22 protein-coding genes are annotated in these 24930 nt (G+C 39.0%); 12 read left to right on the top strand and 10 right to left on the bottom strand.

Annotated elements, in window-relative coordinates:
- Positions 1 to 2: 2 nt before the first annotated feature.
- Both ACN9MR_RS15510 and ACN9MR_RS15505 read right to left on the bottom strand, forming a co-directional pair.
- Entirely contained in the window at positions 3 to 566 is a 564-nt protein-coding gene (locus tag ACN9MR_RS15510) for a phosphatase PAP2 family protein (protein WP_230145126.1), read from the bottom strand.
- Complete coding sequence (locus ACN9MR_RS15505; protein WP_426324946.1) at positions 563 to 1294, bottom strand: class I SAM-dependent methyltransferase; 732 nt, start codon at positions 1292 to 1294, stop codon at positions 563 to 565. Before ACN9MR_RS15505 ends, ACN9MR_RS15510 begins: the two co-directional genes overlap by 4 nt.
- Positions 1295 to 1567: 273 nt before the next feature.
- Between ACN9MR_RS15505 and glmM the strand changes: the two genes are divergently transcribed.
- The 7 genes from glmM (at position 1568) to ACN9MR_RS15470 (ending at position 9370) form a co-directional block, all read left to right on the top strand.
- Positions 1568 to 2953, top strand: coding sequence for a phosphoglucosamine mutase (glmM, locus tag ACN9MR_RS15500; RefSeq protein WP_426324944.1), 1386 nt, complete (start codon positions 1568 to 1570; stop codon positions 2951 to 2953).
- Between the two features lie 130 nt (positions 2954 to 3083).
- Complete coding sequence (locus ACN9MR_RS15495; RefSeq protein WP_426324942.1) at positions 3084 to 4232, top strand: cysteine desulfurase family protein; 1149 nt, start codon at positions 3084 to 3086, stop codon at positions 4230 to 4232.
- Between the two features lie 219 nt (positions 4233 to 4451).
- Entirely contained in the window at positions 4452 to 4592 is a 141-nt protein-coding gene (locus ACN9MR_RS15490; RefSeq protein WP_426324940.1) for a hypothetical protein, read from the top strand.
- A gap of 784 nt (positions 4593 to 5376) precedes the next feature.
- Positions 5377 to 5580, top strand: coding sequence for a hypothetical protein (locus ACN9MR_RS15485; protein WP_131031784.1), 204 nt, complete (start codon positions 5377 to 5379; stop codon positions 5578 to 5580).
- Between the two features lie 80 nt (positions 5581 to 5660).
- Entirely contained in the window at positions 5661 to 6560 is a 900-nt protein-coding gene (locus ACN9MR_RS15480; protein WP_426324938.1) for an MBL fold metallo-hydrolase, read from the top strand.
- Positions 6561 to 6983: 423 nt separating this feature from the next.
- Positions 6984 to 8309 (top strand): cytochrome ubiquinol oxidase subunit I, encoded by a 1326-nt coding sequence (locus tag ACN9MR_RS15475; protein WP_426324936.1) that lies wholly within the window; start codon positions 6984 to 6986, stop codon positions 8307 to 8309.
- 56 nt (positions 8310 to 8365) lie between these two features.
- Positions 8366 to 9370, top strand: coding sequence for a cytochrome d ubiquinol oxidase subunit II (locus ACN9MR_RS15470; protein WP_426324934.1), 1005 nt, complete (start codon positions 8366 to 8368; stop codon positions 9368 to 9370).
- A gap of 202 nt (positions 9371 to 9572) precedes the next feature.
- On the opposite strand, the gene ACN9MR_RS15465 is transcribed toward ACN9MR_RS15470, so the two are convergent.
- A complete protein-coding gene (locus ACN9MR_RS15465) occupies positions 9573 to 11120 on the bottom strand; it encodes a M20/M25/M40 family metallo-hydrolase (protein ID WP_426324932.1) in 1548 nt (515 codons plus the stop codon).
- 279 nt (positions 11121 to 11399) lie between these two features.
- On the opposite strand from ACN9MR_RS15465, the gene ACN9MR_RS15460 reads away from it, so the two are divergent.
- Positions 11400 to 11915, top strand: coding sequence for a hypothetical protein (locus ACN9MR_RS15460; protein WP_426324930.1), 516 nt, complete (start codon positions 11400 to 11402; stop codon positions 11913 to 11915).
- Between the two features lie 90 nt (positions 11916 to 12005).
- On the opposite strand, the gene ACN9MR_RS15455 is transcribed toward ACN9MR_RS15460, so the two are convergent.
- Both ACN9MR_RS15455 and accD read right to left on the bottom strand, forming a co-directional pair.
- Complete coding sequence (locus tag ACN9MR_RS15455) at positions 12006 to 12470, bottom strand: YciI family protein (protein WP_426324928.1); 465 nt, start codon at positions 12468 to 12470, stop codon at positions 12006 to 12008.
- A 303-nt stretch (positions 12471 to 12773) separates the two neighbouring features.
- Complete coding sequence (gene accD, locus ACN9MR_RS15450) at positions 12774 to 13619, bottom strand: acetyl-CoA carboxylase, carboxyltransferase subunit beta (protein ID WP_057933455.1); 846 nt, start codon at positions 13617 to 13619, stop codon at positions 12774 to 12776.
- Between the two features lie 321 nt (positions 13620 to 13940).
- Here accD and fbaA point away from each other — a divergent pair, with 321 nt between their 5' ends.
- The 3 genes from fbaA to ACN9MR_RS15435 all read left to right on the top strand — a co-directional run bounded on the left by fbaA (position 13941) and on the right by ACN9MR_RS15435 (position 16063).
- Positions 13941 to 15020: a class II fructose-bisphosphate aldolase gene (gene fbaA / locus ACN9MR_RS15445; protein ID WP_426324925.1), complete on the top strand. Its 1080-nt coding sequence runs from the start codon at positions 13941 to 13943 to the stop codon at positions 15018 to 15020.
- 139 nt (positions 15021 to 15159) lie between these two features.
- Entirely contained in the window at positions 15160 to 15666 is a 507-nt protein-coding gene (locus ACN9MR_RS15440) for a low affinity iron permease family protein (protein ID WP_426324923.1), read from the top strand.
- A complete protein-coding gene (locus ACN9MR_RS15435) occupies positions 15641 to 16063 on the top strand; it encodes a GNAT family N-acetyltransferase (RefSeq protein WP_057933453.1) in 423 nt (140 codons plus the stop codon). Before ACN9MR_RS15440 ends, ACN9MR_RS15435 begins: the two co-directional genes overlap by 26 nt.
- 184 nt (positions 16064 to 16247) lie before the next feature.
- On the opposite strand, the gene ACN9MR_RS15430 is transcribed toward ACN9MR_RS15435, so the two are convergent.
- The 5 genes from ACN9MR_RS15430 to ACN9MR_RS15410 all read right to left on the bottom strand — a co-directional run bounded on the left by ACN9MR_RS15430 (position 16248) and on the right by ACN9MR_RS15410 (position 23638).
- Entirely contained in the window at positions 16248 to 17108 is an 861-nt protein-coding gene (locus ACN9MR_RS15430; protein ID WP_426324920.1) for a hydroxymethylglutaryl-CoA lyase, read from the bottom strand.
- Positions 17109 to 17227: 119 nt separating this feature from the next.
- Positions 17228 to 18562: an NAD(P)/FAD-dependent oxidoreductase gene (locus tag ACN9MR_RS15425; protein ID WP_426324918.1), complete on the bottom strand. Its 1335-nt coding sequence runs from the start codon at positions 18560 to 18562 to the stop codon at positions 17228 to 17230.
- A 217-nt stretch (positions 18563 to 18779) separates the two neighbouring features.
- Positions 18780 to 21764 (bottom strand): protein translocase subunit SecDF, encoded by a 2985-nt coding sequence (gene secDF / locus ACN9MR_RS15420; protein ID WP_426324916.1) that lies wholly within the window; start codon positions 21762 to 21764, stop codon positions 18780 to 18782.
- Positions 21765 to 22202: 438 nt separating this feature from the next.
- Positions 22203 to 22760, bottom strand: coding sequence for a dihydrofolate reductase (locus tag ACN9MR_RS15415; RefSeq protein WP_426324914.1), 558 nt, complete (start codon positions 22758 to 22760; stop codon positions 22203 to 22205).
- Positions 22761 to 22843: 83 nt separating this feature from the next.
- Positions 22844 to 23638, bottom strand: coding sequence for a thymidylate synthase (locus ACN9MR_RS15410; protein ID WP_426324912.1), 795 nt, complete (start codon positions 23636 to 23638; stop codon positions 22844 to 22846).
- Between the two features lie 382 nt (positions 23639 to 24020).
- Between ACN9MR_RS15410 and ispE the strand changes: the two genes are divergently transcribed.
- Positions 24021 to 24824 carry a 4-(cytidine 5'-diphospho)-2-C-methyl-D-erythritol kinase gene (gene ispE, locus ACN9MR_RS15405; protein ID WP_426330231.1) on the top strand — a complete coding sequence of 268 codons (804 nt, stop codon included), beginning with the start codon at positions 24021 to 24023 and terminating at the stop codon, positions 24822 to 24824.
- The last annotated feature ends 106 nt before the right edge of the window (positions 24825 to 24930 follow it).

Below are 24930 nucleotides of genomic sequence, written 5' to 3'. Positions count from 1 at the left end.
AGTTAAAAATCAGGTTGTAATTTTTTAAATATTCTCGAACAGATAATTCCTATGGTAATGCCCAGTAAAGCACCAGTAGTTACATCAACAGGATAATGAACACCAACATATACCTGGGCAAAACTGATGATAAGTGCCCAGAAAATGCCAATAGGCAAAATAGGTTTCCATCGGCTATAAAAAATGCAGATTAAAAAAACGGCTATAGCAAAATGATTGGTGGCGTGCGCAGACGGAAAGCTCAAACCACTTCCACAGGGAACACGGTGAATAATATCGTTCGCCAAACTCAAATCATTGCAGGGCCTAACCCGGGCTACCCAAGGTTTCACTACTCTCGACGCAATTAAATCGCCCATGGCAAAAGTGAAGAGAACCATGCCGATAATGTAATAGCCCTGTTTCTTATATTGTTTAATACAAAAAACAACAATAAAAAGGTAAAGGGGCGACCAAAAGAAACGGTTACGCATTAAAGGCATCAACCAATCAAAAAAGCTGTTTGAAAGCCCACGGTGGATTTTCAGGAACAATTCTACGTCAAATTGCTGTATGCTTTCTATCATGCTTTTTTACAGATTAAAATTAACCGGTCTGAGCTGTTTTCGTCAAAATCGTCTAAGCCATAACTGCCAAAAGTTTTTTCGATAACCATCCCGGCCTTGGTAAGCATGCGCTGAAAATCCTCAAAACTAAATGCCTGCACCCGCTCTTCGAAATTGTATACCTTTTGTTTGTCTTCGAAATTTATCTTTTTGATAATTTTTCCCTCGATCACATTTTTGGTGATATTAAAAGTTATGCCATTGAGCGATTTTGTTTCGCAATGATTTAAGTTGCGGATAATTTTTTCGGTATTAAAATAGTCGAGCACCAGAATTCCCTCAGCTGTTAAACATTTTCGAAAGGTTTTAAGCGCATTTACATGGTCTTTTTCGGTGTCGAAATAGCCAAAACTGGTAAACAGATTTAAGGCCACATCAAAGTAATTGATGTAGAATAACCTGCGCATATCGTGTACAAGAAAATGTAATTTATTGTTTTCGAATTGCTTGGCGTATTTAATACTCTGTTCTGATAGATCTATTCCGGTAACATCGAAGCCTTTTTTGTTTAAATAGATTGAGTGCCGGCCTTTGCCACAGGCAATATCCAACATTTTAGCATCGGCCCCCGGGTGTAGGAATTGCGTAAGTTTATCGATGAAAAACTCGGCTTCAGCATCATTTCGTTGTTGATAAAGAATATGATAATAAGGCGAATTAAACCAATATTGAAACCACTTGCGCTGCATATAAAAGCCGTTTGTATCTTAAAAAGATGCAAATATAACGTTTTACAATCGCTAGTAAAGTTAGAATATGCTTTTATGCAATAAAGTTGCAAGAATATTATGGATACCGTATCCAATTAAAACACACGTTTGTTTTTGACCATAGTCCCAATTCTGGAAAATTGATCTTATAAACAGATATAAAAGCAATGTAAATTAAAGTGCACAAACAGTCCTAAATAGCTGCTATCTTGTTTTTTTTCTTATTTTTGAGCCTCAATTAAATTATATACAGTGACTTTAATAAAATCAATTTCAGGAATACGAGGAACCATTGGCGGAAGAGCCGGAGACGGCTTAACCCCATTTGATATTGTGAAATTTACAGCTGCCTTTGGTAGCTGGGTGGTACAAAAAACAGGCAATAAAAGAATAGTTTTAGGTCGCGATGCCCGTATTTCGGGTGAGATGGTGAATAACCTGGTTATCGGAACTTTACAAGGCTTAGGCATTGAGGTAATCGATTTAGGTTTATCAACCACGCCTACTGTAGAAGTCGCTGTGCCTGATGAAAAAGCAGGCGGCGGTATCATTTTAACCGCAAGCCATAACCCAAAACAATGGAATGCCTTAAAATTACTAAATGCGAGCGGCGAATTTATTAGCGACGCTGACGGAAAAGAAGTTTTAGATTTAGCAGAAAGTGCTGATTTTGATTTTGCTGACGTAGATAAATTAGGTAAAGTAATTAAAAACGATACTTATCTTCAAAAACATATTGATAAAGTTTTAGCATTACCATTGGTTGACGTTGAGGCGATTAAAAAAGCCGATTTTAAAGTTGTAATCGACTGCGTAAATTCAACTGGTGGTATTTTTATTCCTGCTTTATTAAAAGCATTGGGTGTGAGCAAAGTAATAGAATTATATTGTACACCAGATGGGCATTTTCCGCACAACCCTGAGCCACTTCCCGAAAACTTAACTGAAATATCAAAAGAAGTTCAGAAACAGCATGCAGATTTAGGTATTGTAGTTGATCCGGATGTTGACCGTTTATGTTTTGTAAACGAAGATGGCAGTATGTTCGGCGAGGAGTATACTTTAGTGGCTGTTGCCGACTATGTATTGAAAAATACACCAGGAAATACGGTTTCGAACCTTTCATCAACACGTGCTTTGCGCGATGTGACCGAAAAAGCAGGCGCAGAATACAACGCATCGGCCGTAGGAGAGGTGAATGTAGTAAACAAAATGAAAGCAACAAATGCCATTATCGGTGGAGAAGGAAACGGTGGAATCATTTATCCTGAATCGCACTACGGTAGGGATGCCCTGGTAGGTATTGCCTTGTTTTTAACGCACTTAGCTAAATTTGGTAAGTCAATCTCCGTATTAAGAGCCAGTTATCCGCAATACCACATTTCTAAAAACAAAATTACCCTTACGCCAGAAATGGATATCGATAATTTGTTGAAACAGGTAGAAGAAAAATATAAAAATCAGCCATACAGTACAATTGATGGATTGAAGATAGAATTTGATAAAACTTGGGTACATTTGCGCCGTTCGAACACTGAACCGATCATCAGGATTTACAGTGAAGCAGAGAATGAAACCATTGCCGAGAATTTGGCTAACAAAATTATTTCTGATATTAAAGAAATTTTACACCTTTAATCTCTAAAAGATTTCAGGATGAAGCATACCTGCTCAGGTTTAATAAAACGATTAAACCTTGAACATTTAAAACAGAGAATGCCCTTAGCAAGGTATCTTTGCAACACACTAACTTTTAAATATTCGTAAAATGAAAAGGGTCTATTTAGATAATGCGGCCACAACGCCTTTAGATGCAGCAGTAATCGCAGAAATGACAAATGTGATGGAAAACTATTTCGGTAATCCATCTGCCATTCATGCACTTGGCCGTGAGGTAAGAACGCTTGTAGAGAAAGCCCGTAAAACCGTTTCCGGCCTGCTTAATGCATCTCCATCCGAAATATTTTTTACTTCCGGCGGTACCGAAGCCGACAATACTGCTATCCGCTGTGGAATTTCAGCTTATGGCATAAAACATGCCATTACTTCGAAAATAGAACACCATGCCGTTGAGCATACGTTAAATACAATGCTTAAAAATGGTGAAATCGATAAATTAAGTTTTGTAAATATTGACGAAAAAGGGAATATCGATTACAATCATCTCGAAGAACTACTTCAAAATAACGAACGTACTTTTGTTTCGCTAATGCATGCCAATAACGAGTTGGGTACCCTAACCGATATGGTTAAAGTTGGCGATATCTGTGAGAAATACAATGCCATTTACCATGCCGATACCGTTCAAACCATGGGGCATTACCCACATAACGTACGCGAGCTTAAAGCACATTTTATTGTTTGCGCAGCGCACAAGCTCCACGGGCCTAAAGGTGTTGGCTTTTTATATGTAAACAGCAACATTAAAATTCCACCGATGATTTATGGTGGGGCACAGGAGCGCAACATGCGTGGTGGTACCGAAAATGTATATGGTATTGTGGGCTTAGCCAAGGCCTTAGAAATTGCTTATGCAGAAATGGATCAGCATCAGGCCTATATTCAGGGTTTAAAAGATTATTTGAAAGCACAGTTAATTGCTGAAATCCCCGGTATTGCTTTTAATGGCGAAACCGATGCCGATAAAAGTTTGTACACGGTACTGAATGTATCATTTCCAGAGATGGATATGGCCGATATGTTGTTGTTTAATTTAGATATCAATGGTATCTGTGCTTCTGGTGGCAGTGCCTGCTCTTCTGGTTCGAATATTGGTTCGCATGTGTTAAATGGTATTAATGCCGATCCAAACCGTCCTTCGGTGCGCTTTTCATTTAGCAAATACACAACAAAAGAAGAGTTAGATTATGTAATAGAAAAAGTTAAAATGGTAGTAAAGCAAAATGCTTTGGCTTAAAATATCATTAACCAAATAGGAGAGTCTCAATGAAAATTGGGACTTTTTTTTGCATAAGAATTTAGCTTTTTTTGGGGGGAAAGCAAAGGCAGTATTTCATTTTAAGGTTAGTCCTGCTTTCCATTTCAAATCCTCGCCCGATGAAAATCGGGCTGCGGGTTTTCCATTTCAATCAGGTTTATATACAGAAGTCGGTGCTGCTATTGAGGGTTTAATGGCATGATGCCTGATCTATTCTGCATCCTGCAGCCTCAAATAGTAGCACAGGCTGTGCCACTTAAACCTGATCGGAACGGACACGAAGTAATTGAAGCGCAGGGCTGTACTGGCCTAAATAGCACTGTAGCTGATTTCCAATAAACAATCAATTTTGCAATTAACTATTAAGCCAATAGAAACCGCTTGCAAAATTCAAAAATAAAGCTTATATTTAATTAAGATAAAGGCAATCCACGCCATTTTAATGTTGTTCCAGAACGAAACCTTATCAAATTCCCCGTGGTATAAGGTTAAGCAAATTTTAAATAGCTTTTTTACTAATGCATTTTGCAGTTTAAAGAGGCATGCTGATTAAAATTGTTAACCCTGAAAACTAACCATGTTTTCAATAATCTATATCGTCATGGAAAAGAGCCAAAACAATCAAAATCTAGAGAACGCGAAGCAGGAGGAAAAATTAAATGAAGAAAGGAAACACATTTACAAGTTTATCCTTAACCCATTTTCGTTTGAATCTTCGAACCATTTCAATAAAATCCATAAAAGAAGATTTCATTCTTTCGGCTGCATTCACGAATTGGGAAAACTTCCGGGAGCAATGTTATAATTTGCGAAAGGTAAACAAGTTTAGTTAATGCTATTGGTCTTTCTAAGGAGAGGCTATTTACTTCTTTGTGTTATGAGATAATGCTTTGGTTGAGAACTAAATGACCAAACTAGCCGCGCTAAGACGTTAGTTTTTGCTATTGAAACATAAAACAAGATTAATTGAAAGGTCTTAGCGAGACGCTAAGACTAGAGAAGATATTTGTTTGGTGAGTCACCAAACATGGAAATTTGTTGTCAATAAACCCATTCCCAAAACAACTAAGCAAAAACAATCTTATTTTTCACTTGTTTCTTTAATACATCAATTTACAGTACTATGGAAACAAATAAGGAAAAAGGTAAAGTTGTTGAGAACGATTTGCTAGATAAAAAAGTAGAAGATGTGAGAGATCATGATTCTTTAGATGAAAATAAATCATCGAAAATAACCACTAATCTTTTTAACAAAGAGGATAAACGGAAGAATAATCCACTAGGGCCAGGACACGAGCCCGGACCAACACCTGGTTCAGGAATATAACTGGTCGGAATATAATTTACGAACAAAATGACTAGATTTAAACCACAGCAATTGCTGTGGTTTTTTAGCTAAATCCCAAAATGGAAAGAAGAAATTTTATCAAAAACTCGGCATTGGCCATGGCCTTGCTTTCAATTTATAAAACTGATGTTTTTGCACAGCAAGCGCTATTGCGGGCTTATAATTTTAAACCATTACGCAATAATATGGGGATATTTACCGAACAGGGCGGTACCATAGGGTGGTTAAATTCGAGCAATGGTTTTGTAGTGGTAGATGCCCAGTTCCCAACTTCGGCGCCGCATGTGATCGAAGAATTGAAGAAACTAGGTGAAAAACCTTTCAAATACCTGATTAATACCCATCATCATGGCGACCATACTGCAGGCAATATCTCCTTTAAGGGATTGGCCGAAAAAATTGTGGCGCATCAAAACTCGTTGGTGAACCAAAAAAGAGCAGCAGAGAAAGCAAATAATTTAGATAAACAGTTACTGCCTGATACTACTTTTGGAACAAAATGGACTGCAAAAGTGGGCGATGAAAACATAAAAGCTTACTATTATGGCTCCGGTCATACCAATGGCGATGCCGTTTATCATTTTGAGCATGCAAATATTGCGCATGTAGGCGATTTGGTATTCAACCGTAAGTTTCCTTACATTGATAGGGAAAACGGCGCACACATCGGCAATTGGATTACGGCATTGGATAAAATTTTGGCTCAATTTGATAACGATACCCTGTTTATCTGGGGACACAGCCTGGATCCTGAAAAAGTAACCGGAAACAAAGCGGATGTTAAAGCCTTTCAAAATTACCTGCAGAACCTTTTAACTTTTGTGAGCAGTGAAATCAAAGCAGGTAAAAGCAAAGAAGATATCCTAAAAACAAGCTCAATTCCAAATGCACCAGAATGGCAGGGAGAGGGTATTCAAAGGAGTTTAACTGCTGCTTATGATCAGCTGAAAGGGAGATAAATACTCATTGGTTAACCACCCTGGCCGCTATTAAGTTAAGAGGGGAACTGGATTACGCTTTGAAATGACAAATAGGTGAATCGTGAGTTAAGTGCTTCTTTGGTAATGCTTTGTTCTGTTACCGTTGATATATTTTCAATAAAGATATCGTCATCTCGACTGAAACGCAGTGGAATGGAGAGATCTACCTTGATGGATTTAGCTTCGCTGAGCACTAGGTGGTTCTCGGCTATGTTATACTCCGCTCGAAATGACGGTATCGTCCGTCGTAGTTAAAAATTTATCGTTCTTGTATACAGCACTCCAAATCTTTTTTCAATTTATAAACATTCTATATTTAAAATAATCCTTTCAACGTCATTGAATTACCGTAGGCTTTAGTGTTTAACAACTATATTTGTTACAATTCAAAATCTACAGCTCATGGATGATTTTATTGCAGCCCGTTCCCAAATGGCCTTATCGTTAGGCTTCCACATCATTTTTTCCTGTATTGGCATGGTTATGCCTTTCTTTATGGCCGTATCGCATTATAAATGGCTTAAAACAAACGATGAGGTATATAAAAACCTAACTAAAGCCTGGAGTAAAGGTGTAGCCATATTTTTTGCTACTGGTGCGGTATCGGGTACCATGTTATCTTTCGAATTAGGATTACTCTGGCCAAAATTTATGGATCATGCCGGGCCAATATTCGGGATGCCTTTTTCGCTTGAGGGAACAGCCTTTTTTATCGAAGCAATAGCCCTTGGCTTTTTCTTGTACGGTTGGAATAAGTTAAATAGGTGGTTTCATTGGTTTACCGGGATGGTTGTAGGGGTAAGTGGTTTAGCATCCGGAATACTGGTTGTTGCCGCAAATGCCTGGATGAACAGTCCGGCGGGTTTTGATTTTGTAAACGGACAATACCTGAATATCGATCCCATACAGGCCATGTTTAATAAGGCATGGTTTAGTCAGGCGCTACACATGTGTTTGGCCGCATTTACCGCTACAGGCTTTGCTGTGGCAGGTGTACATGCTTTAATGATCTTGAGAGACCGTAATGCAGCGTTTCATTTGAAAGCCTTTAAAATAGCGGCCATATTTGCCTGTATAGGCGCATTATTGCAGCCTTTAAGTGGCGATATTTCGGCAAAAGACGTAGCCAAAAGGCAACCTGCTAAACTTGCTGCAATGGAGGCATTGTACAAAACCGAAAAGCCTGCCCCGCTGTTGATTGGTGGAATTGTGAATGAGAAAGATAAAACCGTGAAAGGCGCAATCGAAATTCCAGGTGCTTTAAGTTTTCTTGCGCATGGCGATTTCAAAGCAGAGGTTAAGGGGCTGGATCAGATTCCTGAAAATGAGCATCCTCCGGTAGCCATCACCCATTATGCTTTCCAGATTATGGTTGGGATTGGCACGCTGCTACTCTTAGTATCCTTAACTTATTTCTTCATTTTATTTAAAAAGAAACCTTTAACCGAGAAACGCTGGTTGTTGAAATTATTTGTTGTGGCCATTCCGCTTGGCTACATCGCTTTAGAAGCCGGCTGGGTGGTTACGGAGGTTGGCAGACAGCCATGGATTATTTATGGCATTATGCGTACTAAGGATGCCGTTACGCCAATGCCGGGTATTGCTTACTCCTTTTATATCTTCTCGGCCATTTATGTTTCGTTAAGCATTATTGTAACGTTTTTGCTTTACCGCCAGATTAAGATGGTGTCCGTGCTCTATAATAAAACTGAAGAAAATAATCATTAACCACAGATGAGTTTATCATCTGTGAAATCAAAACATCGGTGTAATAGTTTTCAGATATGAAAGAAGTTGTAATTACATTTTTATGCATGGCCATTCTGCTCTACTTTTTGTTGGGCGGTGCTGATTTTGGTGCGGGCATTATCGAGCTTTTTACCTCAACAAAAAATAGAAGCAGAACCCGAAAAACCATGTACCAGGCTATTGGTCCGGTGTGGGAGGCTAACCACATGTGGCTGATTATTGCCATTGTAATCCTTTTTGTAGGTTTTCCGAATATTTATACCACTATGTCAGTGTATTTGCATATTCCTTTGGCGATTATGCTCATTGGGATTATTGCGCGGGGTACCGCCTTTGTATTTCGCCATTACGATGCCGTTAAAGATGATATGCAGTGGCTTTACAACCGCATTTTCAGGTATTCGAGTTTTGTTACAGCACTTTTCCTGGGCATAATTGCCGGAAGCTTAATTTCAGGACACATCAATACACAGGCAACCGATTTTTACACCGCCTATATTTCGGGCTGGTTAAACTGGTTTTCAATCGCCGTGGGTCTGTTTACAGTAGCGCTTTGTGGTTTCCTTGCGGCCATCTATCTTATTGGCGAAACCAAGGATGCTTATGATAAACGCCGTTTTATTAAAAAGGCCGAATTTATGAATATAGCTGCTGTTGTTTTTGGTGCGATGGTGTTTATTGCTGCGCAGCGGGATAAAATTCCGTTGATAGATTGGGTGTTTAAAAGTACAGTCGGTTTGTCAGCAATTGTATTGGCCAGTTTATCTCTGGTGTTGTTATGGTACCTATTGATTAAAGGCAAAACCCAAATTTTACGCATTTTAGCAGGCTTCCAGGTAACGATGATCCTCCTGGCAATTAGTTACGCCCACTTTCCTAATTTTATCCGTTTAAAAAGCGGAGATGCCATTTCGCTATTAGAAACCGTTGGACCCGAAAAAACAATTTACAGTTTGGGTTTAGCACTTTTATTGGGAAGTGTATTAATTCTGCCTTTTTTGGGGTATCTTTTTTATAAATTTAAGAAGAAAGAGGAGTAGGCATTTCTGTCAATAAAAAGCGTCGTCATCTCGATCCGATAGCTATCGGATGTAACGCAGTGGAATGGAGAGATCTACCTAGATAGATTTAGCTTCGCTGAGCACTACGTGGCTCTCGACTGTGTTGCACTCCGCTCGAAATGACGACCCGAGGTAATAAAAAAAAGAGCACCTGTTTTCAAATGCTCCTTCAAATCTTTATTTACAACCCACCTTTTCTGTTCGATTTGGTTTGTACCGGCCAGGTTGCTGGCTTTCCGGTACGTTCGTTTACAGGTAAATCTGTCGCTTTTTCAGTTGAGGTTTTCTCAGGATCTTCGGAGGCCATATAAACCATGATGGCAGCTAAAATCACGTTGCTTCTGATTTCGTCGAAAACCAACTTATCGTAACTGTCGCGGTTGGTGTGCCAGGTATATGTTCCATAGTCCCAGCTGATAGAGCTTAACGAGTAACCTAAAGCTCCGGCAGCAACAAAAGAAGCAAAATCAGAGCCTCCTGCACCAGGCGACCCCGGGAAACTGGTTTTGATCTGGTTTTTAATGGTATCAGGAACTGCAGCCAACCAACGGGTAATGTAATCTTTCGATTTAGCAAAGCCTTGTCCGCCAATATTCACCACCCGGCCTGTGCCGTTATCCTGGTTAAACAAAGCCTGAAGGTTATTTACAATTTCCGGATGATCTTCTACAAAAGCCCTGGAGCCGTTTAAACCTTGCTCTTCGCTGCCCCAATGGCCAACCAAAATGGTGCGTTTTGGATTAGGATAGAATTTTTTTAGAATACGCATGGCTTCCATCATTAAAATGGTACCAGAACCATTATCGGTAGCGCCGCTTGCGCCATCCCACGAATCGAAATGTGCCGAAAGCATCACATATTCATTTGGTTTCTGTGTGCCTTTAATTTCTGCTAAGGTATTAAAAGTAGGTACTACGCCTAATTTTTTAGATTCTGCCTCAATTTTAAGCCTAGGTTTATCGCCGTTCAGCGCCAGGCGGTAAACCAAGCCATAGTCTTCAACCGATAAATCCAAAGTTGGGACCTTTATCGTATTTGCACCAAAAATTTTATCTACACCAAAACCCTGCGACCAGTTATTGATCACTACTGCTACCGCACCCGCATTTTCTATCGCTACAGGAAGTGTTTTTGCTGTTAAGCCCGTTTTGGCTATGCTGGCTGTCCATGCTTTAGCGGCATCGGCTTTTTCTTTTTTAAATTTCTCGAACAGATCTTTGGTAGCAAATTCTTCCCAGTTTTTTTCTGGTCTGCCGGATAGTTGATTCATCGAAATCAATACGATTTTGCCTTTCACATTTGGCAACCATTTTTGAAAAGCTATCGAATCTGTAATTTGAGGAAGAATAATCGCTTCTGCATTAATGGTTTTACCATTTGTAGAAGGGCTCCAGGCCAATTGTGTACCTTCTAAGGTTCTAACCCGTGGACTTATTAAATCGATGTGTGTAATGCCCCTTTCCCAGCCAGCCCATTCGCCCCATTTTTCATTTTTTGCAGAGATGCCCCAATCGCTATATTTTTTAACGGCCCAATCATTGGCTTGTTTCATTTGTGGAGAACCGACTAAACGTGGTCCAACAACATCTAAAAGTTCGTGTGCGAGTTTTTCCAATTGAGAATTTTCGTTCACTTCTTTAACAATATTGTCGATTATTTTTTTGTCTTGCGCGAATATGCAGGTTGAAGTGCACAGCAATAGCGCAGAAAATAGTAGTTTTTTATTCATAATTAGTTAGGGTTGATTATTGATAAGCTAATTTATGAAATATGGAGTAGGGTTGAAGGATGTTAATGGAAATGTTGCAGTAAGCAGGATCGTCATTGCGAGGCGATTTTTCATCGCCGTGGCAATCTTTTACGCTCGGTCCGTAAGGGCATAGGTTGATGATGTATACTTGAAATAAGGATTGAGGTTGGTGAGCCACTAACCTTTGAAGAGAATTCCTTAATTATATTAATATATTTTTTTCGCCTATATTTCCATACTTTAAGCAAATTTTTATAAATGATGAAAAAAACGGTCTCTTTACTATTGCTGCTCCTAGTTGGACAGTTTTCCTTCTCTCAACAGAATGTTATTGCAAATGCCAAGCGTACAGCGCAATTGATGATAGATAATTATCTAAAAAAAGATTATGAAAACTATGTTAATTTTTTATACCCTACAGAAATTAAATATAGAGGTGGTAGAAATAAGTTTGTAATGGCGTTAAAATCTAACGATGAGCATAGTAAACTTATTAATATAAAAACGGTTAGTCAAAAAATAATAGGTGTCTCAAAAGTTTATCATGCGGGAAAAGAACTTCATTGTGCTATTTCCGTGGAAAATAAAAGCAGTGGTGATGAGGGCTTAATGATTTTAAGGACAACATTACTTGCCATCAGTGCTGATCAAGGTAAAACGTGGAAATTTATCACTACCGTAGATAAAACCCCGACTCAAGTGCACAAAATGGTGCCTAAATTTAATGAAGATCTGATGTGGGATGCAGGTTCTTTTAATGTAGTGAAAAAATAGCATAAAAACTGTTGACTAAACTAAAAAGGTCAGATGGTAACATCTGACCCCACTATTACACTTTCTCTGTATATTTCTGGCAAAACATTACTAAAAACTGCTCTTCTGGATCTTATCATGAAACGGCAAATACTCGGCTAGTGCTGCAGAACCATACCAATTGTATAATTCCGGTTCCAGTAATTTGGCTTTTATGGCCGGATCGCTTTCCAGTAGTTGTTTTGCCTCTTCGATCGATTTTGTATTTAAAACGAAAATGCCGCGGTAATTTTTGTCGTTTTTACCCATCGGACCAGCAATTACGAGTTTTTGTGCTTCGACCATTTTACCCATGTTTGCCATATGCCCGGCAAATAAACTATCTGTTTTGGCTTTTGTTTCTGTAGTGTTTGTACCCGATTTCAGAATAACCAGCACATACATTTTCATGCCATAATTATCTGCCCCGAGTTTTTTAGCTAATGCTTCATCATAAGGTGCTTTTGCTTTTTTATCCTGAGCTTGTGTAGCGAGCGTAACAGTGATCAGGGAGATTAATAGGAATAGCTTTTTCATTTTAGTTTATGGTTTGGTTAGTTTAAAAATAAGAAAAATTGTGGTGTTTTTATTCCCCTCCCTCGGAAAGGTGCCCGCAGGGCGGGGTGGTTGTAGCACATGCTGGGAAAACCCCTCAAAAGGACTACAACATTATCTAATTAAACCTGATTGAAATGAAAAGCCCGCAGTGTAGCGAGGACTTGAAGCAAAAAGCAGGGCTGAACTAACCGATTTATTCAAGCCCTGCTTTTCTTATTATAGTTCATTTGTTTATTGGTCGATTGCACTAACGAACCAATGGCTAATGAACTATTGAACCAGCTAGTTGTTCATCATTTTAATAAAAGCGCCCAATTTAGCTTTCATGGCTCTTCTATCTACAATAAAATCGAGGAAACCGTGTTCGAGAACGAATTCTGAAGTTTGGAAACCTTTCGGTAAATCTTTTTTAATGGTTTCTTTAATTACCCGCGGACCAGCAAAACCGATCAGTGCGCCTGGTTCTGCAATATTAATATCGCCTAACATGGCATAAGATGCAGTTACACCACCAGTAGTCGGATCGGTTAATAAAGAGATGTATGGTACTTTAGCCTGGCCCAATAAAGCAAGTTTGGCAGATGTTTTAGCCATTTGCATTAGTGAAAATGCGGCTTCCATCATACGTGCACCACCTGATTTTGAGATCATCAGGAACGGAACTTTATGTTTAATGCTATAATCTATTGATCTTGCAATTTTTTCGCCCACTACCGAACCCATTGAACCGCCGATAAAAGCGAAATCCATACAGGCAATTACAAGGTCTTGTCCTTCGATTTTACCAACACCAGCACGGATAGCGTCTTTTAAGCCTGTTTTAGCCTGACTTTCTTTAATTCTATCGGTGTAAGGTTTGTTATCGTTAAAATTTAAAGGGTCGCCAGATGTTAAGTTAGGGAACAGCTCTTTAAACTCGTTATTATCAAATAAAACCTCGAAATATTCTTTTGAGCCTACTCTCAGGTGGTAATCGCAGTAATGACAAACGTATTTGTTTTCCTGAAGTTCTGCCTGATGTAGCGGTTTTTTACAATTTGGACATTTATTCCACAAACCATCTGGTGCTTCTTTTTTCTCCTCTGTTGTGGTGATGATACCTTTTTTTTCTCTCTTAAACCAAGCCATATAATTTTTTGAAGAATTGGATTGCAAAGAAACGAAAAATATAATAAAGTCGAACCTTTATTAGGCGTAAAAATAGTCAATGGTTAATTGGTTGATAGTCGATAGGCAATAATGCCGGCGTTGGATAGGTAATTGAAGACCCGGCTTAGGCTATTGCTAACTGCTAATTGCAAACTGAAGTGTGTCTTTTTTACACTAAGGATAATGTGTTTTTTACACTAAATAGGCCTTATTTTGCTGTTAGGCAAATAATTCTGTTGTTAGAAAAGCTTGGAATGTTATTTTTTTTTATAACTTCGGACTTAATAAAATTAACAAGAAATGAGTTTAAAAGGCTACAAAGGCGTAATTTACGGAGATGCCGTTCAAGAATTGTTTGAGCAGGCTAAAAAACATCAGTTTGCTTTACCAGCAGTTAACGTAACCGGTACAAATACGGTTAATGCGGTATTGGAAACTGCTAAGGCAGTAAATTCGCCTGTTATGATTCAACTATCTAATGGAGGTGCACAGTTTTATGCAGGCAAATCTTTAGATAATGAGAAATTGCAAGCATGTATTTTAGGTGCTGTATCGGCGGCTAAACATGTACATTTATTGGCAGAGCATTATGGTGTTGCCGTGGTTTTACATACCGACCACGCCGCTAAAAAATTATTGCCTTGGATTGATGGACTTTTAGACTACGGTGAAAAATTCTTCGCTGAAACAGGAAAACCTTTGTTTTCATCTCACATGCTGGATTTATCGGAAGAGTCGATTGAAGAAAACATGGAAATTTCTGCTAAATACTTAGCGCGCATGGCTAAAATGAACATGACTATCGAAATCGAACTTGGTGTTACAGGTGGTGAAGAAGATGGTGTTGATAACAGCGATGTAGACAGCTCTAAATTATATACTCAGCCTAGCGAAGTAGCTTATGCTTATGAAGAATTAAGCAAAGTTTCTCCTCGCTTTACTGTTGCTGCCGCTTTTGGCAACGTACATGGTGTTTATAAACCGGGTAACGTAAAATTGCAGCCGGTAATTTTGAAAAATTCTCAGGATTTTATCAAAGAAAAATTCGGCTTAACTGCAGAGAAACCAATCAATTTCGTATTTCATGGTGGTTCTGGTTCTACTCAGGAAGAAATCAGAGAAGCAATTTCTTATGGTGCGATTAAAATGAATATCGACACCGATATGCAATGGGCATTTTGGGAAGGTATTTTAGAATACTACAAAAAGAACGAAGCTTATCTTCAAGGTCAGATTGGTAATCCTGATGGAGATGATAAACCAAATAAAAAATATTACGATCCACGCGTTTGGTTGCGTAAGGGTGAAGAAACTTTTGTAAAGCGTTTAACTGCTGCTTTCGAAGATCTAAACTGTATCAACGTTAACGATAAGTTGTAAGTTCGATTGGTTTTGAAGATTGGATTTACATTCAATCATTCAAAAATCAATCACTCGATAATTAAGCAAAAGCGCCATGGGTTTAAAAACTTATGGCGCTTTTGTTTGTTTTATGGTATATTTAATCAAACAAATTGTAATGGCAAAATCTAAAAACGATACCAAAAGAAATAATTTTTTCGAGAAATTTGCCAATGCGGCAACCAAATTTACGGGTAGTTCTGTTGCATTTATAGCCGCAACGGCGATTGTCGTTATTTGGGCGGTAACAGGGCCACTTTTCAATTACTCTGAAACCTGGCAATTGGTGATTAATACAGGTACCACGATTATCACCTTTTTGATGGTTTTTCTGATCCAGAAGGCACAGAATAAAGATGGTAAGGCCATTCAGTTAAAATTGAACGAATTGATTGCTGCGCAGCAGGGGGCAAGTAACCGGATGGTCGATATAGAAGATTTGAGCGAAAAAGAACTCGATCAATTACATAAATTTTACGTTACGATTGCTACACTTGCCAAAAAAGAGGCCGATATTCATTGTTCACATTCGATAGATGTAGCGAAAGAGCTAAATGAATCGAAATTAAAATCGAATAAACACTTTAAACAACACGATAATGAGTCTGCACGTTCAAAAAGTTAACCATCCCGAAGATTTAGATAAAGTATTTGCGATCCGTAAGATTGTATTTGTAGACGAACAGAACTGCCCGCCGGAATTGGAGTGGGAACATGAAGATGAATCTACACATTTTCTGGCAACAAATAACGGACAGCCTTGTGGTGCCTGCAGATGGCGAAAAACGGATAATGGTTATAAGCTGGAACGTTTCGCGGTTTTAAAAGATTTTAGAGGGCAAGGAGTTGGCCGAGCGCTAATTGCCGAGGCTTTATCTGATTTGCCAGAGGATGCGCATTATATTTACCTGAACTCGCAGTTAGATGCCATGAGTTTGTACGCTAAATTTGGTTTTGTGGCAGAGGGAGAACAATTTGAAGAGGCTGGTATACAGCATTTTAAAATGGTGAAGAAGGTTTAGGGATAATTTGCTGCGGAGACACGGAAAGCTCAGCGTATTCAACAAAAAAATCGTCATTGCGAGGCATGAACTAAATATATCGTCATTTCGACTGAAGCGCAGCGAAATGGAGAAATCTTTAGATCAGATTTCTCGACTGCGTTTCACTCCGCTCGAAATGACGGCCTAGGCGCTAAAAAGAGATTTACCCAAATATCTTTCCTGATAACACCATGGCTTCGTTCCATTTATCCATATCAAGGTTTAATTTCTCTCCTTTTGCAGCCAAATAGCCAATTACATCTTCGGTAGCAATGTTGCCTGTGAGGTCATCAGCAGCCATTGGGCAGCCTCCAAAACCTTTTAATGCCGAATCTATACGTTTTACTCCAGAACGATAAGCAGCTTCTATTTTTTCAAACCGCTCGGCAGGGGTAGCGTGCAGATGGATGCCGATTTCTGTATGGTTAAACCTCGAAATCAGCTTAGGTAATATGCTCTCGATCTTTTCTGCTGTGGAAATGCCAACAGTATCAGCTAACGATAAAATCTCCACACCTTTATTCACGAGTACATCAGCCCATTTTTCTACAATTTCATAATTCCATTCATCGCCATAAGGATTTCCAAAACCCATCGACAGATAAACAACCGCTTTCTTATTGTTTTTAGCGCAAAGTGAAAGCATTTCTTCTACCGTGTTTAATGATTGTGCTATGCTTGAATTGGTATTACGCTGTTGGAAGGTTTCAGAGATTGAAAAGGGAAAACCAAGGTAATCGATCGCTCGATGCTTTACAGCGCTCTCTACACCCCTTAAATTGGCTACAATGGCCAAAAGCCTGGTAGAGGTGTTGCTCAAATCCAATTGTGCTAAAACTTCGGCGGTATCGGCCATTTGTGGGATGGCTTTGGGTGAAACAAAACTTCCAAAATCGAGTGTATTGAAACCAACCTCTAACAATAGGTTTAAATATTCGACCTTAAGTCCGGTTGGAACAAAATCGTGTAGTCCTTGCATCGCATCGCGTGGACATTCTACTAATTTGAAGTTGTTTTGGCTCATGTTTTTGGTTTAACCGCAAAATGCGCAAAGTTTTTCACAAAGAAAAGAAGAAACAGGAAACAAATTTTTATCATCAAAGTTACCTTAAAGACTAAAGACTAAAGACTAAAGACTAAAGACTAAGAAACCTTAACTTCTTCTTTTATGGCTGGTACTTCGTCTCTATAATCCACACTTCGATCTTTTGCAAAGGTTCTGATAATTAAACGGGTTCCTCTGTCATAACTGAAATAACTCCAAACCCAATTCACGAAAACAATAATCTTGTTTCTGAAGCCTACCAAAGTCATTAAGTGCACAAACATCCAGGTAAACCATGCGAAAACCCCTTGAAAACGGATTTTGCCAATATCTACTACGGCTTTGTTCCTACCTACTGTAGCCATAGAGCCTTTATCGAAATATTTAAATTTCTCCAAAGGTTTATTCTCTTTGATGTTGATCAGGTTTTTGGCCAGGTGGTGCCCTTGCTGGATGGCTGCAGGAGCAACTCCAGGATGGCCATTTGGTGTTTCTTCATCAATAATAGCGGCAACATCACCAATGGCATATACGTTTTGATAACCCGCCACCAAATTTTGCGTGTCAGTTTTCAATCTGCCGCCTCTTACCACTTCCGCTTTATCTAAACCAGCCAACACTTGTCCCTTAACACCTGCACTCCAAATTACCGTAGAACTTAAAATCGGTGCTTTATCCTGTAAGGTAAGCGTATGGCCATCATAGCCCAATACCCTGGTTTCGTTCATGATCGTAACGCCCATATCGGTAAGGAAATCTTTGGCTTTTTGCTGTGCCTGTGGCGACATCACACCTAATAATTCTGGCGAATTTTCGATCAGGTAAATATTTACCTTACTAAAATCCATTTCGGGATAATCATTCGGAATAACGTGTTTTTTAAGCTCAGCAATAGCCCCAGAGGTTTCAACCCCTGTAGGACCGCCGCCAACCACAACAAAGTTTAATAAGGCACTCTTTTTATCTACATCTTTTTCGATCAGCGATTTTTCGAAATTCTGTAAAATCAAACTTCTCAAATCCAGGGCCTCTGGGATGGATTTCATTGGCATGGAGTTGGCTTCAATTTCTTTATTGCCAAAAAAGTTACTGGTAGAACCTGTAGCAATAACAAGATAATCGTAATTAACTCTGCCGATATCAGTCTGTAAACAGTTTTCGGCTGCGTTAACTTCGGTAACTTTGGTTACCCGGAAAATGAGGTTTTTTTGTCCTTTAAAAATCTTTCTTAGTGGGAAAGCGATCGAATCGGCTTCTAAACCTCCTGTAGCGACCTGATAAAGTAAAGGTTGAAAAGTATGGTAGTTATGCTTGTCCAGCATAACAACCTGAAAGGGTTTGTTTTTTAAACGTTTAGCTAATTCAATTCCTCCAAATCCACCGCCAACTATAACTACTCTAGGGTATTCGCTTTTAGGAAGTTGTAAATCCATTTTTGTATCGGTTTATCTATTGCTAATGTAACAAAAAGATGGCCAAAAGGTTTATGAAATGAGGTTTTGGCAGTTATTCCAGCTTAATAATAAATATATAACGTTGGTATGACGAAGGTATGTTTAAACCTGATGGGTTTTTAAAACCTATCAGGTTTGGCATAAAAAAAGCGCCCCGATACATCGGAGCGCTTATATATTTTAAGAAATTAATCTCTTACTTTTTCTTCTCGGCTGAACTACCCAAATCGATTACGATAGGAGTAGAGATACATAATGATGAATATGTACCGATGATACGGCCGATTAACAATGCGAAGATAAATCCGCGGATGCTATCGCCACCGAAAATAAAGATTACCAATAACACGAAGAATACGGTTAATGAGGTTAAGATGGTACGACTTAATGTACTGTTCAATGCGAAGTTGATTAAGTTGTTACGCTCTTCTCCATGTAAATCTTCTTTACCAGATTCTTTTAGTTTCTCACGGATACGGTCGAATACAACAACTGTCTCTGTCATGGTGTAACCCATTACCGTTAAAATTGCGGCAATGAAATCCTGACCAATTTCTAATGAGAATGGCATAATACCGTCTAAAATAGTGTAGAAAGATAATACCATTAACACATCATGGAACAATGCGATTACTGCACCTAAACCATACTGCCATTTTTTGAATCGTACTACAATATAGATAAACATGAATAAACATGAGATCAATACTGCATAGAAAGCACCATTTACGATATCACTTGCAATGATAGGCGTTACTTTTTGCGAACTTACGATTTCATATTTAGAACCGGCTAAACCTTTGTTTAAAGCATCTTCTACAACTTTATCAGTTTTAATGTCCTGATCTTCGATGTGGAAAGTAGTAGTGATTTTTACCTGACTATCTTCACCTGCAGTTTTAACCTCAGGCGTTTCGTTACCGAAAACCGGGTTTAACTTAGCTTTTAAATCTTCTGTGTTTACTGCTTTATCGAAGTGAACTAAATAAGTTCTACCACCTTTAAAATCTACACCTAGGTTTAAACCGCCATTTTTGAAATACATACCAATACCGGCAATAATAATGATGGTAGAGATTACGTAGTAAATTTTACGACGGCCAACGAAGTTAAAACTGATGTTTTTAAATGCATTACGGGTAATGCTATTATCGAAACTTACATCGATTTTGCGGTTTAATAACGATTCGAAAACTACTCTCGAAATGGCTACTGCTGCAAATAATGAAGAAAGGATACCGATACATAATGTAGTTGCGAAACCTTGAACCGGACCGCTACCGAAAACGTAAAGGATAGCACCTAAGATAAATAAGGTAACGTTTGAGTCGATAATTGAAGGCATTGCATGTTTAAAACCTTCTTTAATTGCAGCAGCTGTGTTTTTGCCATGGGCAAGCTCTTCACGTACACGCTCAAAAATAAGGATGTTTGCATCTACCGATAAACCAATGGTTAATACGATACCAGCAATACCAGGCAAGGTTAATACTGCACCAAGTGATACCAGGATACCAATAATGAAGAACAAGTTGATTAACAATGCGAAGTTAGCAACCCAACCTGCACGGTGATAATACAACGCCATGAAGATTAAGATTACGATAAAGGCAATTACGAATGAGATTAAACCATCGTGAATAGCTTGTGCACCTAAAGTTGGACCAACTACGTAGCTACCTGCAATACGAGCAGGAGCAGGTAATTTACCAGCTTTTAAGATATTAGATAAATCTTTAGTATCGGCTTGTGTAAAGTTACCAGTGATTGATGAAACACCACCAGCAATTTCGTTCTGTACGGTAGGAGCAGAATAAACCTGATTATCTAATACAATGGCAATAGATTTTTTGTTGTTTGGATCAGCAGCAGCTTCAGCAGTAATTTTTTTCCATTTGGCAGAACCTTCACTGGTCATGTACATGGTTACTTCTGGTTTACCTTTTTGATCAAAATCTGCACGCGAATCGCTGATTGCCTCACCACCTAAATCTGGTTTGCCATCAGCACTAACCACTTTAATTGCATATAATTCGAAAATTTTCGAACCTTCTCTAGGTTTAACACTCCACATAAATTTCATCGTAGATGGAATAGATGCAGCAACTTCAGGAAGTTTTAAATAAGCATTAACCTTTGCAGTATCTTTTTGTAACGACATACCAACAACTGCACCTGGCATTAATTGTTGTTGTCCGTTTTCGCCTTGGTAAATAGGAAGGTTAAGAACAGCATACAATGGATTAGATTTAATCAATTCAGCTTTAACTGCGCTCGAATCTTTTTTACCTAAACCAGCAAGTTTGCCACCTTTAGCCGTAGTGTCTTTAGCGGCAGCTTTTTCTAAACCGGCTAATTTACCACCAGCTGCTGGAGCAGCCGTTGTATCTTTAGTTGCAGGCGCGTCAGCTTTTAATGTTGCAGCTAAAATTTTATTAATGTTTTCTAATAACGGCGCAACTTCTTGTACCTGGTATACTTGCCAGAATTGTAATTCGGCAGAACCCTGTAAAAGTTTAGCAATACGCTCTTTATCTTGTACACCTGGCATTTCGATTAAGATACGGTTGCTACCTTCTTGTTTTTGCATGTTCGGACTAACAACGCCGAAACCATCAATACGTGAACGTAAAACTGTAAATGAACGATCGATCGCACTAGTGGCTTCTTTTTCCAAGAAAGATTCAACATCGCTATTGCTTGCGCTAGGTTTTAACTGAGATGCGTTATCCTGGTTAGAAAAATAATCTGCAAGTTTTACTCCTGGGCTTAATTTTTCGAATTCATCAACAAAAATTTTGATGTAATCTTTACCACCGGCATTTAACTGGATCTGTGCGTTCTGAACTGCTTTGTTAAAGTTAGCATCAGTAGGGTTGCCTGCCAATGATTTTACCAACTCTGCTAACGATATCTCCATCGTTACGTTCATTCCGCCTTTTAAGTCTAAACCCAAATTAATCTCTTTCGCTTTTACCTCTTGATAAGTAAATCCAACTACTGGATAAACTTTCACGGTACTCATCGAATCTAAGTAAGCCTTTTCTTTGGCCAAATCACCCTTCGCAGCGTTTTTTGCGTCTTTTTCCACCTTGGATGCTACCAAAGTAAAAGAAAGTGCGTACGCACAAACGATAGCCAATACTATCGCTATAAACTTAATAAAACCTTTTCCTTGCATTGTTTGTTTAAAATAATTTGTCTTTCGCTGTTTTTTAACAAGTCGGCAAATCTAATTAAATTTTTAAATTATAGAACCCCTTAATTGATAATTTATTAACATTAATTTTTATCGGGCAATAATCTCATTTTTTGTCTGCTAATCGTTTTACTAAATACCTGCATTTTGATACGATCATGATTGGGAAAGCAGGTGCAGCACTTTTGGCTCTGGTTCGCTCCCGCTAATGTTTCTGCCCCGATAGAAAAATCGGGGGCATCCACGTATATCGGGTTTAGCTGGCAAGTGAAGAAGTGCTTCTTTGAGATTACGTTATTGCGGGGAGGAACGACAGCCTGCCCCGAATTTTCGGGGAAGCAATCTTACAACGATCGTTGCTTGCCAAAGCATTAAGTGCTTGGTAGCTGAAAAGCTCCTTACAATGACGATATAACGGGTTTATATCCGCTCTAAAACCTCAAAAGTATAATCGTATTTGTTCTTTTCGTCGGCTTTATGGGCTTCACTGCTGATTAATTTCCATTCGTTCCGGTCAATTTCAGGAAAAAAAGTATCTGCATCGAAATGGTGGTGGATGGTGGTTAAATAAAGTGTGGTGGTTTTTGGCAAAGCCTGTCTGTAAATTTCAGCCCCCCCAACAATAAATACCGGTTTTTCTTCTGCTTTGGTAATTGCTAAAGCTTCATCTAAACTATTGACCACTTCAACACCATCGATTTTTAGACTGGGATCTCTGGTAATCACAATATTCCTGCGGTTTGGTAGCGGTCTACCTACAGAATCGAAAGTTTTGCGGCCCATCACTACTGTGTGTCCCGATGTGGTTTGTTTAAAGAATTTTAAATCGGCTGGCATGTGCCATAAAAGCTGATTGTTTTTGCCTATTGCGTAATTTTCGCCTACTGCTACGGCAATGGATAACCCCTGAAGGGGCTTTTCCGTTCCATCGTTCAACCCCTCCGCCCCTAAAGGGGAACTTGAATTTCCATCGTTCATGTGTAGTGCTTAATCTCTATATTATTGTTTTATTGCTATCTTTTCCCCCATGTCTTTAGCTCCCCCTTCAGGGGGCTGGGGGGTTATACCGCCACTATTCCTTTAATATGCGGATGCGCTTCATAATTCTCCAGCGTAAAATCTTCAAATTTGAAATCGAAGATACTTTTTACATCAGGATTGATTTTCATGGTTGGAAGCGCTTTAGGTGCGCGGCTTAATTGTAGGTTAGCCTGTTCGATATGGTTATTGTATAAATGTGCATCGCCAAGGGTGTGGATAAAATCTCCGGCTTCTAAACCGCAGACCTGAGCTACCATCATGGTTAATAAAGCGTAAGATGCAATATTAAAAGGTACGCCCAAGAAAATATCGGCACTACGCTGATATAACTGGCAGCTTAACTTCCCATCAGCCACGTAGAATTGAAAAAATGCATGACAGGGAGGCAAAGCCATATTTTCGATTTCAGCCACATTCCAGGCAGAAACAATAATCCTGCGCGAATCGGGATTGTTTTTAATCGTATTGATGATATTGGTGATCTGATCGATATGCTGCCCATCCGGGGTTGGCCAGCTCCTCCACTGCGAACCATAAACCGGTCCGAGGTTTCCATTTTCATCAGCCCATTCGTCCCAGATGCGAACACCATTATCTTTTAAGTATTTAATATTGGTATCGCCGGTTAAAAACCAGATCAGTTCATGAATAATCGATTTTAAGTGCAGTTTTTTTGTTGTTACCATCGGAAAACCTTCCTGAAGGTTAAAACGCATCTGATATCCAAAAACGCTTATGGTTCCAGTACCGGTACGGTCGTGCTTTTGAGCGCCATGATCAAGCACATGCTGCATTAAATCTAAATATTGTTTCATACTGTTCTGATAATTTACAAATATCTAAAATTTATCAGGTGTTGTGAATCATTTTTATACACACTGTTCACTTACTAACATTGTAATGATAATTGTTTTACGCAGATTGGAATTTTATGTTTTAGGCGTTTAAACATTAATAGGAGTAGCCACTGGCCCTTTAGCCCCGGGTGCAGTGTTACCCTGCAGCAAGGAGGGACGACGAAGCGAAGCGTAAAAGCGGAACACGGGGACAAAGTTAGCGATGAACCACTGCAATTGTGCTCCAAAAAAACCGGCTATAAAATGCAAAGAAACACGACGCCATAAAAAACACTTTTGTATGTTTGCAAATGAGACGTCTGCTGTTTTCGGCACCATGAACTCACAACTCAGGACTAACATGCTATCTTTTCCCAACGCAAAAATAAACCTAGGCTTAAATATCACCGAAAAACGTGCTGACGGTTACCACAACCTTGAAACTGTTTTTTATCCGATCAATATTAAGGATTCTGTCGAAATTACTGATGCAGAGGTAACTTCGTGCAAAATACATGGCATTGATATTCCCGGCGATGCGAATGATAACCTGTGTTTTAAGGCCTATCAATTGGTAAAAAAGGATTATGATATTCCGGCGCAGCAGATCAATTTATTGAAAAACATTCCAGTTGGTGCTGGTTTGGGTGGGGGATCGGCAGATTGTGCTTTTCTGATCAAATTATTAAACGAGAAATTCAATTTGGGGATGCCTGTTGATAAGATGGAAGGTTACGCACGTAAGCTAGGGGCAGACTGTGCTTTTTTTATCGAAAACAAACCAGTTTACGCATTTAATAAAGGTGATGAATTTGGAAAGTGCGAAATAGATTTGTCAGCCTGGTTTAAAGTTTTGGTAAAACCGCCTGTACACGTGAGTACAGCTGATGCTTATGCGCATGTAAAACCTCAAAAACCTTTGCAATCGTTAAAAGAAATTATACATTTGCATCCAACAACATGGAAAAATAAGGTTATCAACGATTTCGAACTATCGGTATTCGCAAAGTATCCCCAAATTCGTCAAATAAAAACCAGTTTATACGATGCAGGCGCAACATTCGCTTTAATGAGTGGTAGCGGTTCGTCGGTTTTTGCAATTTTCGACCATCCGGTTAAATTGCCCGAACTGGAAGAAAATAACTTAGTATTTTACGGTATTTAAGCTAAGCGCAAGGCGCGTGGCGTTTGAATAGCAAAAATGTTAGGGTATTAAATAATAAATTTAAATTAAGGTAGTGGGTTGGAAGGTAGAGGGCTTAAGGTCTTGA

Origin of the sequence: Pedobacter sp. R-06 (assembly GCF_049913135.1) — a bacterium.
In the GTDB taxonomy this organism is placed as follows: Bacteria; Bacteroidota; Bacteroidia; order Sphingobacteriales; family Sphingobacteriaceae; genus Pedobacter.
The sequence above is the reverse complement of the archived record's forward strand: the minus strand, read 5'-3'. Positions and strand labels throughout refer to the sequence as shown.